Origin of the sequence: Iningainema tapete BLCC-T55, assembly GCF_014698965.1 — a bacterium.
Taxonomy (GTDB): Bacteria; Cyanobacteriota; Cyanobacteriia; order Cyanobacteriales; family Nostocaceae; genus Iningainema; species Iningainema tapete.
Window position 1 is genome coordinate 25,006 of record NZ_JACXAE010000050.1, and the last position, 16,457, is coordinate 41,462.

The window sequence follows — 16,457 nt, forward strand, 5'->3', positions numbered from 1 at the left end:
TAATCATCTTTTCAGGTATTATGACTGCTCTCGTTGGAGCAATGCTCGGCTTAGCGGCTGCTCAAATTGGTCAACGGGGGTTTAATCAACCGAAATTTGAAGGTCAGTATTACCAAGATTTGCACAATAGATATACTTTGATTGGTGCTGGTTTGGGATTTATTGTCGGTGTTGGACAAGAATGTGTGCGTGAAATGAAGACTGATCGGGAAGATAAATAATGAAAGTTAAATACAGTTTATTTGGGTTGTTAGTTATTGGTACAACCATGCTCACTACAACTTATTGGAACTTGGGCATGATGGTGATGACAACATTTGTATTAGCTTACTTATCTAAGGGCATACGATGCGATCGCAAAAGCTGGTAATTGGCGTTTTCCTCTCATTTTATGCCTTTATCGCTATTGGCATTGCCGAGTCTGGATTAGGTGTCCTCATTCCCTCAATCCAGAAAACTTACCAACTTAATACTGCAACAATTACCCTACTTTTCTTAAGTCAAGTCACTGGCTACATTGTTGCTGCTATTACTAGTAGTATACTAAGTAGCCGCATCGGACTCGCTCGGATGTTATTGTTAGCGGCAGCAATCCTCACTACTGCCCTTGTCATCTATGCCCTAAGTCCCTACTGGTTGGTGATGGTGGCGTCTGGAACTTTACTAGGTTTGGGAATTGGTTTGACGGATGCTGGTATTAATACGTATATTGCCAATCATCAAAGTAGTGCTGATTTGATGGGTTTGCTGCACGCCTTTTATGGTGTGGGGGCATTGCTTGGTCCTGCAGTTGCTACTACACTGTTGGCAATTAACCTTAATTGGCGACTTGTATATCTGGTTTTTGCTGGTGTTGTGGGGTTGATGGTTGCTGGGATGCTTTGGGCTGTTGTGTTTGACTACAAGCCACTTACCAAGCGGTTGAATGTATCTGGGATGGATGCCAAAGCTAGCTTGGGTGTAGCGCTGAAGACACCTACAGTATTGGTGGCGGGGCTATTTTTGCTGGTTTATCTGGGTACGGAAGCTTCTATGAGTAACTGGGCTTACAGTGTCCAGAGTATTAGCAGAGGCACACCAAATCTAGTTGCAGGTTATAGTGTCAGTGCCTACTGGGTTGGGCTAACTTTGGGACGTTTAGCCACTGGGCGTATAGTTCAGCGATGGGGTGCAGTTCGCACTCTAGATATTTCTTTGCTCCTACTTGCAGTTGGTTTAATTGCCTGGTGGTTACTACCTAATCAGTTGCTAAGTCTACCATTAATTGGTCTTGCGCTTGGTCCGATTTTCCCGGTAACGATTTGGTCGATGCCACAACGAATTCCTACTACTATTGTTCCGGCGGCAATCGGTTTTATGACAAGTGTTGCTAGTTTGGGTGCCGCTTCTATTCCCTCAACTGTCGGATTTTTTGCCGCTGGTGCTAGCTTAGAAATTATTCCTGTTTTGATGATACCTCTGTGTATCATCATGGTGATTTTACATCGTTTGCGATTATGATAGCCCAGTTAATTTATAAGTAAGTAGGTAAAATTAAATATAAAATAAACTCTACGTTCAACGTTCCGCGCTTAAGCGCTCAGGGTTTAGGTTATAAGGGAAGACAGCCCTTACTACCAACTTTCATTTATTTACGGCTTTAGGAATCGTTATTTCCTGGGTTGATATCCTTATAAGTGAAATTGGCTGCATAGATTCTGCCTATGTTCAATTCCTCACAACTTTCTCATATTTTTTTACTAAATTGGATTAAGAAAAACAGTATCCTTCACTGGAAGCTCTAGAGAAGAGATTGAAATCCTCCTAATTTTCCTAATTAATTGGGGTAATTTGAGGATTTCTCCCTTTCCGAGAACTTCACTATATTGGGGATTTTGAAATGCAACCATTAGATCCAACCAATTTTACTGAATCTGTCACCGCAGAATCGCTCAATCTTAGTAACTGCGATCGCGAAGCGATTCACATTCCCAATCTAATTCAACCACATGGGCTACTGCTGACATTGCGTGAGCCGCAACTTGAGATTTTGCAAGTTAGCGAGAATGTTGAGCAAGTCTTGGGGATGACAGCTCTTGAACTGCTCGGACAACCGCTCAGTCGGCTATGCTCTAAAACGAAAGTTAAGGAAATATCTCAATATCTTAAACAAGACTACTTGGAAGTATTTAACCCGTTGGAATTGATAATTCATAATTTCCCAACATCATCAGATCACCAAAAAGTGAACTCTCAAAATTTCCGAGGTTTTTTGTACCGTAGTGACGGGGTGTTAGTGATGGAGCTAGAACCTAGTCAAGTCACTAGAAATCGGCGTGTTCTTAAATTTTACCACCTTTTGAGAGAAGCGATCGCTAAAATTCGACAAACCGAAACCTTCAAAGATTTGGTCGAAACTTTGGTCAAACAAGTTAGAAAAATAACAGAGTTTGATCGCGTTATGGTTTACCAGTTTGCGAGTGACAACAGCGGAGTTGTGGTTGCAGAAGATAAAGCTGAACACTTAGAAAGTTATTTAGACTTGCATTATCCTGCTTCCGATATTCCCCAGCAAGCCCGCCAACTCTATTATGAAACTTGGCTACGATTAATTCCTAATGTCAACTATCAACCAGCGCGAATCATTCCTACAAATAATCCCGTAAGCGGAATGCCGCTCAACCTCAGTAATGCCAATTTACGGAGTGTGTCACCTCTCCATCTAGAGTACCTGCAAAATATGAGTGTTGCGGCTTCTATGTCGATTTCCTTGATTAACGAGAAACGACTTTGGGGACTGATTGCTTGCCATCATATGACTCCCAAGTATGTTGATTATGAAACGCGCAAAGCCTGCGAATTTTTAGGGCAGTTTGCCTCAGTTGAATTAGTTTATCAACAAGAACAGGAAATTAACTGCTATCGCCAACAAGTTAAATTGATTCAAGAACAATTGCAACAAGCTTTTGCCCAAGAAGCCAGCTTGATCGAAACAGTGCTACGGCGTAATGAAGTTGAGTTATTGAATTTAGTTCACGCACAGGGAGTCGCCTTTATCTTAGATAATGAAGTTTCATTACTTGGTCAAACACCATCTCAAAATGAAGTTCAGTCATTCATTGCTTGGCTGTTAAAACAAGACGCAAGAGCGATGTTTGTGACTGATTTTGTCTCTCAACTTTACCCGCAAGCACAACAATTCAAAACCGTTGCAAGTGGCATTTTAGCAATTTCTGTAGTTCTGCGTCAAAAATCTTATCACATTGTCTGGTTTAGACCAGAGCAAATTCAAACAGTTAACTGGGCGGGTAATCCTAACAAACCCGTGTCTATGTCCACCGCCGATGGGGAAATGCGCCTGACACCGCGTAAATCATTTGAACTCTGGAAAGAAACGGTTCAAGCAAAATCGCTACCTTGGCAACCAGCAGAGATTGAAGCAGCCAGGGAAATGCGAAATACCTTGATGCTTGCAGTACTGGAGTTTTCGCAGGCGGCACTAGAAGAAGCCGCAGAAAGAGCCGCAATTGCGAATCGTGCTAAAAGTCAGTTCCTTGCCAAAATGAGCCATGAATTGCGTACCCCGCTGAATGCCATCTTGGGATTTACCCAATTAATGACAAGCGTTGATGATACTCCAGCTGAATTTCGTGAGAATCTAAGCATCATCAACCGCAGTGGAGAACACCTGCTTACACTGATCAATGACGTTTTAGAGATGTCAAGGATTGAAGCAGGGCAATTGGTACTGAAAGAAAACTCTTTTGATTTGCATCGGTTGCTGAATTCTGTCAACGATATGTTTGCTCTGAAAGCATCTGAGAAAGGATTAATTCTTAGCAACCACAAGGATGCTACTGTCCCCCGTTACGTGTATGGGGATGAAGCAAAACTCCGCCAAATCTTGATCAATCTGCTAGGAAATGCTGTTAAATTTACAACAACAGGAAGTATTACACTTAAGTGTCAAGCTGTCTTAGCAAACGATGTTACTATTAACCAAACTAGTTCAACTAATCTTAAACAAAAAATCATTTTGTATCTCGAAGTCAAAGATACCGGATGTGGCTTTGCTTCTTCAGATATGGAATCAATTTTTGAAGCCTTTATACAAACAGAACGGGGTCGTCATCTCCAAGGTACAGGTTTAGGTTTATCCATTAGTCGTCAATTTGCCCGATTTATGGCTGGTGATATTACAGTGCAAAGTGTTTTGAATCAGGGCTCGACCTTTACTTGTCAGATACCGTTGCAATTAGTAGACTCAACAGTTTTTGTAGAGCCGGAAACAACTCGCTATGTCATTGGTTTGGAACCAGGGCAACTCACTTACCGCATTCTTGTTGCAGAAGACATTCCTGAAAACCGTCAACTGCTGATTAGAATACTGGGGTTAGTTGGGTTTGAAGTTTGTGCAGTAGAAAATGGTGCAGAAGCTTATGCCCAATGCATGGAATGGCAACCTCACCTAATTTGGATGGATATACAAATGCCTGTTATGAATGGCTTCACCGCCACTCAAAAAATCCGGGCAACTGAAACAGGCAAAAATGTAGTGATTATTGCTTTGACTGCTTCTGCCTTTGAAGAAGACCGCCTTGCTTGTCTCCAAGCTGGTTGCAATGACTATCTTGCCAAACCTTTTACACAAACAGCGCTTTTCAATAAGATGGCACTCCACTTGGGAGTACGCTACCTCTATTCTGAAAAGAATTTATCAGAGACTAACACAAATACTTTGCTGCAACAACCCCTTACGCCTCAGGATTTGCAAATTATGCCACCAGAGTGGGTTGCTCAAGTACATGAAGCAGCGTTAAGTCTCGATGATACTAAACTCTACGAACTGATCGCTCAAATCCCAACCCAAGAAAAACTCCTGGCAAATGCCTTGAAATATTTGATCGATAACTTCCAGCTAGAAACGCTTACTACCCTGACTCAGTCCTAGTTAAAATTCCCACGGCTATGCCACCTAAACCTACATCCCAAACCAAGATTTTGATTATAGATGACACTCCTGATAATGTACGTTTGTTAGCCAAAATGTTAGAATTACGGGGTTATGTCGTTCGCAAATCGCTCAATGGCAGAATGGCATTACAAGCTATCTTAAGAGATCCACCTGATTTAATTCTGCTTGACCTCAATATGCCTGAAATAAATGGCTATGAAGTTTGTCGGCAATTGAAAACTATAGAAAACGCACGTCAAATTCCGATTATTTTTATGAGTGCACTCGATCAAATCGAAGATAAAGTACGAGCTTTTGAGATAGGAGGACAAGATTACATTACTAAACCATTCCACGAGCTAGAAGTTTTGGCAAGAATTACAAACCAATTACTCATTCAACAACAGCAGCAACTCCTCATTCAGCAAAATCAACGTTTAAAACAAGAAATTCAAGAACGTCAATGCGCTGAAGCCCAAATCAAGCGACTGAATGCTGATTTAGAGCGGCGGGTACAACTTCGCACCCTAGAATTACAGCAATCCTTAAACTTTGAAGCAACACTCAAACGAATTTCTGATAAAGTTCGAGATTCTCTCGATCAACATCAAATCCTGCAAAGCGTTGTAGAAGAACTGACAAAAGCCTTGGAAACTAAATATTGTAAAGTAGCACTTTATACTTTCAATCATCAACCCTCGGTGATCCGTTACCAGTCTGTTGTACAAGGGGAACCTGTAAGTCAAGGACAAGCTATAAGCACAATAGACACACCGGAAATTTACAATCAGTTACAACAACAAAAATGTTATTTAAGCTTCTGTCAAATTCAGCCGACACCAATTCGCAACCACTCCGCAATTTTAGCGTGTCCCATTTTTGATGATCGCGTGGAAGAAACAGGCATTTTAGGCGATTTGTGGTTATTCAAAGAAACCGATTCCAGTTTCAGTGAGATGGAAATTCATTTAGTGCAACAAGTGGCTAACCAGTGTGCAGTTGCCTTGCGCCAAGCTAACCTCTATCAAGCAGCTCAAGCCCAAGTCAGAGAACTTCAACGAATCAATCAACTTAAAGACGATTTTCTCAACACTATCACCCATGAACTGCGCTCTCCCATTGCTAATATGAAAATGATGATTCAGTTATTGACAATCCTAAATAAGCAGGGACATGATCTGAGTCCAGAAATTTCTGATGTTCAAAGCAATCAAGCGACTCAGTATCTTGCCGCCTTACAGGAAGAGTGCGATCGCGAATTAAAGTTGATTGATGATATCTTATGCTTGCAACACCTAGAAGCAGGAACATACCCCCAACAATTGACAAAAATTAACCTTCAGAATTTGGTTGAGCATGTCATTGAACCGTTTGAAACTCAATTTCACAATCAGCAACAAAACTTTGAGATCGCTTTTACACTGGGCTTGACAATTATAGAAATTGATTCGTTTTGCTTAAGTCGCATTATCACAGAATTGCTGAGCAATACCTGTAAATATACTCCTCCAGGCGAAAGGATTTCGATAGCGATTGCCACCAAAAAGGAACCAACAACACCAGGCAAAGTTTCAGAGTTTCCAGAGCATCAGTCATCCTTTCTGCAAATAGTTGTAACCAATACAGGAGTCGAGATTGCCCCAGAAGAACTTCCCCGAGTCTTTGACAAGTTTTACCGTATTCCTCCTAGTAACGATATCTGGAAACAGAACGGTACTGGCTTAGGGCTAGCATTGGTGAAAAAACTAGTTGAGCATATGAATGGAACAATCCGGGTTGAGAGTGCTAACAACCAGACTTGCTTTATTGTAGAGATTGCGATTGCTTCAACTAGCTTCTGAAATACTATTCTGTCACTCTCCCTGCCTAAGCAACGTTATTTAACCTTCGTAAACAACAAAATGAGTTGGTTTGTAACCACGAATAAACTTAGTCATAATATCTCTTTCTTCAACAGTTGGGGTGGCAAAACAACCTGCTGTACCAGTGTTTCCATTTTGTTGAAAAGCTGAGGGATCGTAGTGAACACCTAACTCTGAACGTCCTGTGTTAAAATTAGGCGTTACAGGTGACCAAACGCCACCAAATTCTCCACCTTTGTACTCGACTACTCCAGGAGATGTGAAAGTGTAAATACCGAAAGGTATAGGTGTTTGAGAACCTGCAGTCTGAGATGGAGTTTGGTTGTTGACTCGCCCAGAAATACCTCGTACTGTATTCACAACTTTACCATTGCTATCAATTAGCCGAGTTTCATATACCCTCAAACCGCCACTGATGGTTTTTGTCGTTCTTTTAGCTATTACCTTCGCTGTTTTGATCACTTTTAAAAACTCAGATGCTACCCAGCGATTAGTACCAATCTGCACCCAATTCCGTCCTCCGGCAGACACAGGTTCGCCAGTTACAATAACTTCAGTACCATTGCTAATAGAACCTATTTTCTCTCCATTTGCTTTAGAGCGTACTGTAAGCGAATCGCCATCTTTTGTTGAAACGTAAGCAGTGTAAGACATTATAATATACCTTATTGAAAAGTTGATATTTGTTTGAACTGTCAATATCAACTTCAATTCTTTGCCACAAGATTCCGGATATCTTATTTAAGATATGTGCAATTGTGGATATGAACACATATCATTCCCTGTGGCGAGGAGAGAAGTTATACCAGTCCATGTCACATAAAATACTGCTCTTGCCGTGGCGTTGGTAACTGTATGAGCATAACCGCATATAATAAAAAATTGATTAATGTAGTTACAGGAGGCGATCGCGTGGAATATCAATTGCAGATAAAACGGGTAATTGAAACTCTCAATCAGGATCTACCAACACTTTTTAAACAAGACATTTCCTACGATATTTATACGCAAAATATCTATTTTCAAGATCCAGTTAACAAATTCAAAACAAAATTCAACTATCGAATCATTTTTTGGACTTTACGATTTCACACTCGACTCTTTTTTACGCAAATTTACTTTGATGTACATGAGGTGTATCAGTCAGCCGAAGATACAATCATAGCAAAGTGGACGGTGCGTGGCACTTTACGTGTTCCTTGGAAAGCTAAAGTATTTTTTAATGGCTATTCAACATATAAACTAAATCAAGAGGGTTTGATATACGAGCATATTGATACTTGGGATCGCAAACCAGGTGAGATTTTGCAGCAATTTTTCCGCAAGGAAGGAGAAATTTAAGTTGATGCTGTTTATGGAAGGTTTCTAATTAAACTTAATACCACTTTTTAACGATTTGCATTGTTATAAGTATTTAAATATAGCAATTTTTGTGGTATTGATAGTGTTGGTACAAAAAAGGTTTCTTGCCCAACCAGATGACGAGGCTGTTAAAACCATAACTGGTACAGGCGAGCGCACAGATTACTAGTCAAAAAGGAAAATATGCCGATTAAACTTTACGATTTAGCAGGAGCAAAGGACGATTGCCGCTTTAGTCCCCCTTGTTGGCAAGTCAAGATGGCTTTGAAACACAAAGGACTTGATGTGGAAGAAATTCCTTGGCGGTTTACAGAGAAAGAGGCGATCGCTTTTTCTGGGCAGGGAAAGGTTCCTGTCTTAGTTGATGGCGACAAGACTGTGGTTGATAGTTGGGAAATTGTTCGTTACTTGGAAACGACTTATGCTGATCGCCCGAGTTTATTTGACGGCAAGATGGGCGAATCGGGGGCTTTATTCATCAAGTTTTGGTGTCTACAAGCTATTAATCCAATTATCTTTCAGATTATTCTGCCAGATTTGTTTGAGCATTTACATTCCAAGGATAAAGCGTACTTTCGCGAGAGTCGGGAGAAACTTTTGGGAGTGACGCTGGAAGAATTTGCCGCCCCGAATGATGCAACTATTGCTGCTTTGCGAACAGCTTTATCTCCGCTGAGGGAAGTTCTAGAACGTCAGCCTTATCTGGGCGGCGAGCAGCCCTATTTTGCCGACTATATTGTATTTGCACTATTTCAATGGGCAAGGGCAGTCAGTCCAATCCAGTTGCTCTCCAAAGACGATCTAATTTATGGTTGGCGCGATCGCTTGCTGGATGCTTTCAATGGTTATGCTCGCAATGCATCTGGTTATCCAGTCTAAAAATTTCTTGAAGGGACAGTATGAGTTGAGTTAATGGTAACAAACACGAATTCAGTATGATAAGTATAAAGTAGGTCAAGAATTAGAAAACTTGATTCTGTATAATACAAGCGTTTTTATCAAGCTTCCTGAGACTAAGTTTGATTTAATAGCAAAGGAGCGATCGCTTGAACATCTTAGAATTTACCCTATTGGTTGGGCTTAGCTCAGCCACCGCAGGCTTCCTGGGAGCAATGACAGGCTTGGGGGGTGGTGTAGTGCTTGTCCCCCTACTAACTTTAGTCTTTGGAGTTGATATTCGTTACGCAATTGGTGCTTCTCTAGTGTCTGTGATTGCAACTTCATCCGGCGCAGCCTCAGCATATGTCAAAGAAGGCTACACCAATCTGCGGTTGGGAATGTTCTTGGAAGTAGCCACAACATTTGGGGCAATAGCGGGTGCAACTATAGCAGCTTACACCCCTACGAGAATACTAGCTGTGGTCTTTGGATTTGTTTTACTTTACAGTGCTTACCTGTCACGTCAACCCCGTTCCGAACACGTAGATAATACACCAGGCGATCCTCTAGCAACTCGTTTGAAGTTAAATAGCACTTACCCCACTCCTGAAGGGGAGCAACCTTACAATGTTCATGCTGTTGGGGCTGGATTTAGTTTGATGTTTGTCGCTGGAGTGCTTTCCGGATTACTGGGTATTGGTTCGGGCGCACTCAAAGTATTAGCGATGGATCAATTTATGCGCATTCCGTTTAAAGTTTCCACCACTACCAGCAACTTTATGATTGGGGTAACAGCAGCAGCTAGTGCTGGAGTTTACCTAAAACGAGGTTACATCGATCCGGGATTGGCAATGCCTGTAATGTTAGGGGTACTTTTAGGAGCATTGTTGGGTGCAAAGGTTTTAGTAAGAGCAAGAGTAGAAGTGTTAAGAACTATTTTTAGTTTGGTAATTTTGCTGCTAGCAATTCAAATGATATATAACGGTTTTACTGGGAGGATTTAAGGTGTCTCGAACTAGACGAAACTTAAATGAAAGACAAGTGGAAATTTTTGTCGGCAACCTATTAAGATCTGGGGTACTTGTTGCTACAATTGTGGTATTTGTGGGTGGTTTTTTATATCTAATTTATCACGGTTTGGAGGCTCCCAACTATGGGATTTTTCGCGGCGAACCACCGATTTTTCGCTCTCCTCAAGGAGTAGCAACAGCAGTTTTATCAGGTCGTCGTAGAGGTATAATCCAATTTGGACTTCTATTATTAATTGCTACTCCTATTGCTAGAGTAGTTTTTTCCTTATTAGCCTTCGTGCGGCAGCGAGATTTTCTCTACGTAATTATAACTCTAATTGTACTTTCTGGACTAATATATAGTCTAGTTTGGGAACAGACTTAACTAGCATTCCCCACCCTACGCTGTTGATTTGTTTATCTGTGTTCGTTGTGCAATTGTGCTAGCCAACTTCTCAAATTCACGATACACATTTTTAGCTGCTTTATTATAAGAACCCAGAGCGCCATCAGCTGGTTTCAAGTAGAACATCAGTGATATTAAGTAGTTTTTATAACCGTGGGTAATTTTTCTGCGCTTCTCGACGCTTGTGTTATTTTTCCTTATTCTTTGTCTAATATATTACTGGAAGCAGCGTATAGGGGACTGTACCGAGTTCATTTTTCTCATCAAATCTTGGACGAGGCGATTGGGAACCGAGTAAAAAGGGGAAAAATGAATCAAGTAGCAGCAGATAAATTTCGGGCGGCTCTGATTAGAGGATTTTCTCATGCGCTAGTAGAAGCTCCTGCGGATTTAGAGGAGCTGATCATTGATCGCAAGATTGGCGCAGCTACCATTATCATTGATCCCAATGAATAAGACTCCAGGTTTTTGGTGGTTTGGCAAGTCATTAGCATACTCACTGCTTCCACCATAGAATATTGCCACAAATATACTTTTGGCTGAAGGGTGTAACTTACTCATCCTCGGTTTCTTATGTACAATGCAAAAAATCTTCTTGTACATAAGAAAAACAATCTTGACAAATTTGTCAAGTACAAAGACGTTAAACCGGTTAAGATAGCACAGACAGCAGAATGGCGTGGTCTTGCGGTTGAATGTTGCGCTTTCCGGTTTCCACCATTTTGACCCAACTCGCACTGCGACCAATTTTACTGGCAAGTTGGCTCTGACTTAGCCCTTTGGCAATTCGCATTTGTTTGAGCAGCTCAGCGGAGTCGATTTTTTGAAGTACTGGTTTTGCGATCGCCGCTGATAAATGCGCAGGCACAGGCGTAATGACTGACCCTTTTTTCGATTCAATTTCCCGGTGGTATCGTCTGCGTGACTCGTCAATTTCATTCAAGCGATTGGCGATCGCTTCCGGCGGTTGAATCCACAATCTTGCCGACAACAGACGATTAAATTTGCCATGAATGCGCCTGGTTTTATCCGTTAATCGCTCTCCTTGTGCTGCTGCGGCATCTTTTGCCCAAAACTCGACTGCAAGGTCTGGATCGTCGGGAATTTGAGCGAATAAACTCGGCTCAACAGCATCACCCTCTACCCAGTATTCCATCGGGTAAGTGTTTGGATCGGGGGTAATTTGCCAACCTCGACTCAACAAAGCTTTGACGGTTTTGACCCATGACTCAACGAGTTTCGCCCGCGCTTTTGAGTCAGTTTTCGCCACCTGTAATGCAGGTTCACCAAATGCAATTCTTAACAGAGATTCTGCTATCAATGGACTATTTCGATTAATCTTCGTCTTAAACAGAAGCCATGTCATTAATCGCGCCGCACCTTCATAATGATGGTACGTTGCCATAATGTCCTGAATTAACGTTTTAGATAGGATGCAATACTCGTAGTAAGCCTGCTTCTGAGCACGCATCTGTTCATTAAGAAAATACTTTGCCCACGCCCCGCAGCGAATATTGAGAGTAAACCCAACCAGTTGTTGCTTTTCACCAGCAGTTTCTCCCTCGTCGTTGGCAATACATTCTTGGAAATGCAAAATAGGTTCGGCAATTTCCCACAACCAAGTGCGACTGACGCTAAAAGTGGGAATCCGTCCTTGTTCGGGCCACGATACATACACCAGCAAATGACACGGCTGTTTTGCCAAATCGAGCATCAGAGTCAGCTTTTGCTGCTTGTTCAACTTTTTGTTTTTATTCAGCCCCAGATATTGCTCAAGCTGAGTATCGCTAATTGTAAACGATTGCTCCCACGGTCGATTCAGTTGCGTTGCGTGTGCAGCATAAATCAGATGCAAACACGTTGCCCGCAAATCAAACTGCTCAATCAGCGCGATCGCCAGATCTCGTTCTAATACCGATGGATCTTTTGCATACAGATCGTCAGAAAGCCAAAACGAAATATAACCCTTTCCCTTGGCAACCAAACTTTTATAGTAAGCTTCTCCCTCTTCCGAGGTCAACCAAGGCAGGTCACTTCCTTGTGTTAAGATATTTGCACCTTCCCATATCAGCCGATTTGATGCCGCGTAGTCCGTCATGCCATCGGGAAACAAGTCTGGGCTTGTCTCCGGTCGTTTTCCCGTTCGTTTCGATCCTGATTTCGTGGATTTACTCCGCTGCGACTGACGCAATTGTGTTTTACTGAGTGTTGCACTTTCCGGCTCATCAGTCACAACTTCAACATTAACTGTAGAAATCTCTGGTGATTTCATCTCAGGTTGAGTTTGAGTTGTTTTTGCACGATTGGATGTCATAGCAAATCACAGGTACTTACGTCTTCGCGCTTAACAAGCGAAGTAAACTGCCGAATGCCGCTATCTTACATCAAATACAAAAATTTGCGTTTTTCCCATCACAAATTCCTACCGTTTTTTCGATGTCGAGCGTTTATCTGTAATGCTTCAATAGCAAGACATACAGCGTTCACTGATCGCAAAGCCGCGCTCTTTTAGTCACAATATTCCCCGCACTCAGAGAAATCGTCACAAGTCAGTCACATTCCCCTAAATTTACCCCTGTTTCGGGTAAGTGGTCACAAAAAAGTAGATTTATCCCCCCAAAAGGGGAAGTGGTCACAAGAATTAAAGCTGACCCCATACTTTTGGTAGATGCATCCCAGTCACAGATTTCCTTTTTTTCCGGGAAGCAGTCTACATAATCTCGGTCACAATGCGTGCAAACAAGCTTCTATTTGGGGGAAGCAGTCACACTATCTCGGTCACATCCCCTGTTTTGGGGAAATAGTCACAATAATTTCATTTATCCCCTGTTTCGGGGAAATAGTCACATCAAAGTCAGCGATTGATTAATGCTGTCTTCTGCCATACTGAGAGAGCGATCGCAAGAAGACTATTACTCATTGTTGGGGAGCAAGCTTCCCACTTTGGAAATCCCCCTCACTGTAGACAAAAACCCCTCTCAATCGGGGAAGATATACCCCCCAAAAGTGAAATAAGTCACTGGAAATTTCTGGAAATAGGCACAGTGTAAAGCTTTTAGATCGCGTTACCAAGTCCGATCACTTTGATCATATTGATCCGGTAGAGTCACAAATACCAAATTGTGACCGCTGATATTGTGGGACGTACCTAAGAACCGATGAGCGTACATAAGAATCATGTCCCACTGCCAACCAATTGACGATCTTCGAGCGGCGATCGCCAAACTTAACTTAGAGCAAGCACAACTACTTCAGTGTGACCTAGAAACCCTGATTGAGCAATTGCAAGTAAAACCGTTTCAGGAACCTACCGTTGTCAAAGCAAATTTAGTAGTTCAGGAAGTGCGTCATATCGAGGGCGTCACCTACCAATTAGAGCGAGTCAAGTGTGGTAAGGAAGGATGCAAGTGTACAGAGGCTCCAATTCACGGTCCTTATTGGTATGCCTACTGGCGAGTCAATGACCGTCAAAAAACACGGTACATTGGAAAGCGATTTAAGACAATCGATGTTTTTGAGCGACTAAACCTCGGCGGGAGCAGCCAATAACATATTCTTAAAGCATAGTTGTCTCTTGGGGATACTGCTGCAACAGTATTGTTATATTTGGTTTAAACAGAGGTAAAATAAAATGGAAAAGGTAGTCACTTTAGAGGAAGCTTTAGAATTGGTCAAGCAGCTGTCGCTAGTTGACAAAGTGCGATTGATTGAGCAAGTAGCGCCTCAAATCGAAAGGGAATTGACAAATGCTCAACCTCAACCGAGAAAGTCTTTGAGAGGGCTGTGGCGGGGTAGTAATATTACTGAGTCAGATATTGCTGAAGCAAGACAGCAAATGTGGGGAAACTTCCCGCGTGAGGATGTTTGATGAGGAATGCGGTAACGGATACTCATGCTCTAATTTGGTATTTGGAAGATAGTCCGCGCCTTAGTTATGCTGCTAACGAGGCTTTTAAAAGGTGCGACAAAGGAGAGATTGTTATTTATATCCCGACGATTTGCATAGTAGAAATTGTGTATTTACAAGAAAGAGGACGCATCTCGACGGGTATGAAGGCGCAGTTAGAAGCTGGATTAATGGCTGGGACTAGTGGGATGGTTCTAGCCAATCTTACATCTGAGGTGGTTGATGCATTAGCTACAATACCGCGAGATAGTGTCCCTGATATGCCGGACAGGATTATCGCAGCTACTGCTATACATCTGGGTTTACCTCTAATTAGTAAAGACAGTAGGATGCCTTTATCTGGGGTAAGCATCATCTGGTAGAGTGCGAATTCTGACAATTGCGATCGCACAATTCAAGTCCATTCTTAGACAGCAAAATGTGGGGTGTACCATAACTCATTGGTGTCAACTTAAGCCAAAACCTTCATAAATATTTGTTTCCAGGTTAGACCTGGAAATGCTAGTATGGCGGTGCCGCAAGAAAAGGAGGCTTTGCCTCAAAGTAGGCATTCCCAGCCAGAGACTGGGAACGAGGTGATCTCTCAATGCTTGGCGATTGCGTTGCGCGAATTTTCATTCTTTTCTCCTATACCGTAGTATCGAACATGTGTTATGTACTAAGCAGCTATACTAATGAAAGTCCACTTTGAAACAAACTTTCAATAGTTTTTTTGTCTCTGAGGATGGCACCTACCTCATCTCTATAAGTTAAGCTGGGGTCAGCTCTAAATGATAAAAAGTTAAAGCTTGTCACTATACCAAACTTATCATCACACACAAGAATCTTGCGGTGAGTGTTTTGCACTTTTTCAAACTGAAAATTCTGATAGTTATTTGCTAATTTCTCTAGTTGCTTTATAGCTGTAGAATCGTTTTGCTGTCCCCATCCACTTTTTTGCTTTATTCCATATCTGATATAAACTTTAATATTTTTCCTTAACGTCTCCTCTAAAGTTGATAAATACTCACTATCAACAACATTGCTGCGTATCCAAGGTGAGACTATCATTACCCTGCTTTTTGCTTCTCTCAAAGCTTTGAACAGATAGTCTCGATGTTCTAGCGTATGAATTATTTCTGATATTTTACTTTGAGTTTTTATTTCATCTAGCTGTCGCTTCAAAGTTTTTCTTTGCTCATTTATTGACTGACTTGTAGCATCAATTAATGAATCTGTATCATTTAGTGTACTAATTTTTACACTGAGTGTTTCAACTGTCTCAATAGAATCCTGGGTGATGCCTTCTATCACTTCATTATTAGTTTTTTCAATTTCTGCTTTTTCTTCTTCCGTGCCTGTGTCAAACCTGAGGATATTACCAAGTACCTTTTGACCTTGAGCATAAAGTTGTTCTATAGTTTGTCTATATTCTACATGAAGATTACCTCTTGAAAAAGTTTCATATCCTACTTCATTATCATTGGGGCTATTTTTATAAAACACTAGAATAACTTCATGCCATTGTGTGTAAACTTTTTCAATGTTATTAACTTGTATTAGCTGAGGTCTGCTTTGGCTATTCGACATTCCTAAAGCTTTTTCAATTTCTTCATAATAATCGACTACATCCGCTACTTTCCTGGGTTTAGGAATAATACCTTTTAAATTAGCATCACCCTTACCCAGATTCTTGCATTGAAAGTAATGATAAAGTTTTCCATTCAATGCATCTATGTAAAAAGTTTTTGTTTCCGAAATTGTATCCAATAATGTCTGCATTTCAAGAGCCTTTAATCCTAGCTCTGTGACTTTTAAAGTCTCTTGCTTTGTTACAAGACCTTTTGAAATTAACCCCGATAATACTTTCTCAACAAAATGGTCATCTACTCCCAAAAAGCTAGATATTTCATTTTTTTCAGTTAAACCATGTGTAATACATTGAATAACAAATTCTTCTTGTAGCTCCAAGCTTCTATTAGACAAATAAGTTAAATCGAGCATCACAACATAAAAGGGGTACCCTATCGTTTTATAATCAATCACTATAGCTTCTGGTAGTGAATGATACTTTCTAATTTTATTTTCAAAGTCTACTGCTTCAGTCATTGTTTACTCG

At 41.3% G+C, this 16,457-nt stretch carries 16 protein-coding genes; 13 read left to right on the forward strand and 3 right to left on the reverse strand.

Translation table 11 applies throughout. From position 1 onward, the window contains the following. The first annotated feature begins 20 nt into the window (after window positions 1-20). From ICL16_RS14285 to ICL16_RS14305, 5 genes are all read left to right on the forward strand, one after another. Window positions 21-221, forward strand: coding sequence for a hypothetical protein (locus tag ICL16_RS14285; protein WP_238360777.1), 201 nt, complete (start codon window positions 21-23; stop codon window positions 219-221). Beyond that, window positions 221-370, forward strand: a complete 150-nt coding sequence (locus ICL16_RS14290) for a hypothetical protein (protein WP_190828699.1) — start codon at window positions 221-223, stop codon at window positions 368-370. Before ICL16_RS14285 ends, ICL16_RS14290 begins: the two co-directional genes overlap by 1 nt. After that, window positions 349-1,500: an MFS transporter gene (locus ICL16_RS14295; protein WP_190828701.1), complete on the forward strand. Its 1,152-nt coding sequence runs from the start codon at window positions 349-351 to the stop codon at window positions 1,498-1,500. The genes ICL16_RS14290 and ICL16_RS14295 overlap by 22 nt, the downstream gene beginning before the upstream one ends. 379 nt (window positions 1,501-1,879) lie before the next feature. Continuing rightward, a complete protein-coding gene (locus ICL16_RS14300; protein ID WP_190828703.1) occupies window positions 1,880-4,930 on the forward strand; it encodes a response regulator in 3,051 nt (1,016 codons plus the stop codon). 17 nt (window positions 4,931-4,947) lie between these two features. Continuing rightward, the gene (locus tag ICL16_RS14305; protein ID WP_190828705.1) at window positions 4,948-6,774 is read left to right on the forward strand and encodes a response regulator; all 1,827 of its coding nucleotides are present in this window, start codon (window positions 4,948-4,950) and stop codon (window positions 6,772-6,774) included. A gap of 39 nt (window positions 6,775-6,813) precedes the next feature. On the opposite strand, the gene ICL16_RS14310 is transcribed toward ICL16_RS14305, so the two are convergent. Beyond that, a complete protein-coding gene (locus tag ICL16_RS14310) occupies window positions 6,814-7,449 on the reverse strand; it encodes an SH3 domain-containing protein (RefSeq protein ID WP_190828707.1) in 636 nt (211 codons plus the stop codon). A gap of 258 nt (window positions 7,450-7,707) precedes the next feature. On the opposite strand from ICL16_RS14310, the gene ICL16_RS14315 reads away from it, so the two are divergent. From ICL16_RS14315 to ICL16_RS14335, 5 genes are all read left to right on the forward strand, one after another. Continuing rightward, window positions 7,708-8,136 (forward strand): DUF2358 domain-containing protein, encoded by a 429-nt coding sequence (locus tag ICL16_RS14315; protein ID WP_190828908.1) that lies wholly within the window; start codon window positions 7,708-7,710, stop codon window positions 8,134-8,136. 204 nt (window positions 8,137-8,340) lie between these two features. After that, on the forward strand, window positions 8,341-9,036 hold the full coding sequence (locus ICL16_RS14320; RefSeq protein WP_190828710.1) for a glutathione S-transferase family protein: 696 nt from the start codon (window positions 8,341-8,343) through the stop codon (window positions 9,034-9,036). A 167-nt stretch (window positions 9,037-9,203) separates the two neighbouring features. Beyond that, window positions 9,204-10,040 (forward strand): sulfite exporter TauE/SafE family protein, encoded by an 837-nt coding sequence (locus tag ICL16_RS14325; RefSeq protein ID WP_190828712.1) that lies wholly within the window; start codon window positions 9,204-9,206, stop codon window positions 10,038-10,040. A gap of 1 nt (window position 10,041) precedes the next feature. Then, entirely contained in the window at window positions 10,042-10,431 is a 390-nt protein-coding gene (locus tag ICL16_RS14330; protein WP_190828714.1) for a DUF1634 domain-containing protein, read from the forward strand. 174 nt (window positions 10,432-10,605) lie between these two features. After that, the gene (locus ICL16_RS14335; protein ID WP_190828716.1) at window positions 10,606-10,908 is read left to right on the forward strand and encodes a hypothetical protein; all 303 of its coding nucleotides are present in this window, start codon (window positions 10,606-10,608) and stop codon (window positions 10,906-10,908) included. A gap of 196 nt (window positions 10,909-11,104) precedes the next feature. On the opposite strand, the gene ICL16_RS14340 is transcribed toward ICL16_RS14335, so the two are convergent. Next, a complete protein-coding gene (locus tag ICL16_RS14340) occupies window positions 11,105-12,766 on the reverse strand; it encodes a helix-turn-helix domain-containing protein (protein ID WP_190828718.1) in 1,662 nt (553 codons plus the stop codon). Between the two features lie 863 nt (window positions 12,767-13,629). Here ICL16_RS14340 and ICL16_RS14345 point away from each other — a divergent pair. The 3 genes from ICL16_RS14345 to ICL16_RS14355 all read left to right on the forward strand — a co-directional run bounded on the left by ICL16_RS14345 (window position 13,630) and on the right by ICL16_RS14355 (window position 14,721). Further along, the gene (locus tag ICL16_RS14345; RefSeq protein WP_190828720.1) at window positions 13,630-14,001 is read left to right on the forward strand and encodes a DUF6788 family protein; all 372 of its coding nucleotides are present in this window, start codon (window positions 13,630-13,632) and stop codon (window positions 13,999-14,001) included. 82 nt (window positions 14,002-14,083) lie between these two features. Then, window positions 14,084-14,320: a hypothetical protein gene (locus tag ICL16_RS14350; RefSeq protein ID WP_190828722.1), complete on the forward strand. Its 237-nt coding sequence runs from the start codon at window positions 14,084-14,086 to the stop codon at window positions 14,318-14,320. Further along, window positions 14,320-14,721, forward strand: a complete 402-nt coding sequence (locus ICL16_RS14355) for a type II toxin-antitoxin system VapC family toxin (RefSeq protein WP_190828724.1) — start codon at window positions 14,320-14,322, stop codon at window positions 14,719-14,721. The genes ICL16_RS14350 and ICL16_RS14355 overlap by 1 nt, the downstream gene beginning before the upstream one ends. 304 nt (window positions 14,722-15,025) lie before the next feature. Here the strand turns inward: ICL16_RS14355 and ICL16_RS14360 are convergent, their stop codons facing one another. After that, window positions 15,026-16,447 carry a phospholipase D-like domain-containing protein gene (locus ICL16_RS14360; protein WP_190828726.1) on the reverse strand — a complete coding sequence of 474 codons (1,422 nt, stop codon included), beginning with the start codon at window positions 16,445-16,447 and terminating at the stop codon, window positions 15,026-15,028. Window positions 16,448-16,457: the final 10 nt, after the last annotated feature.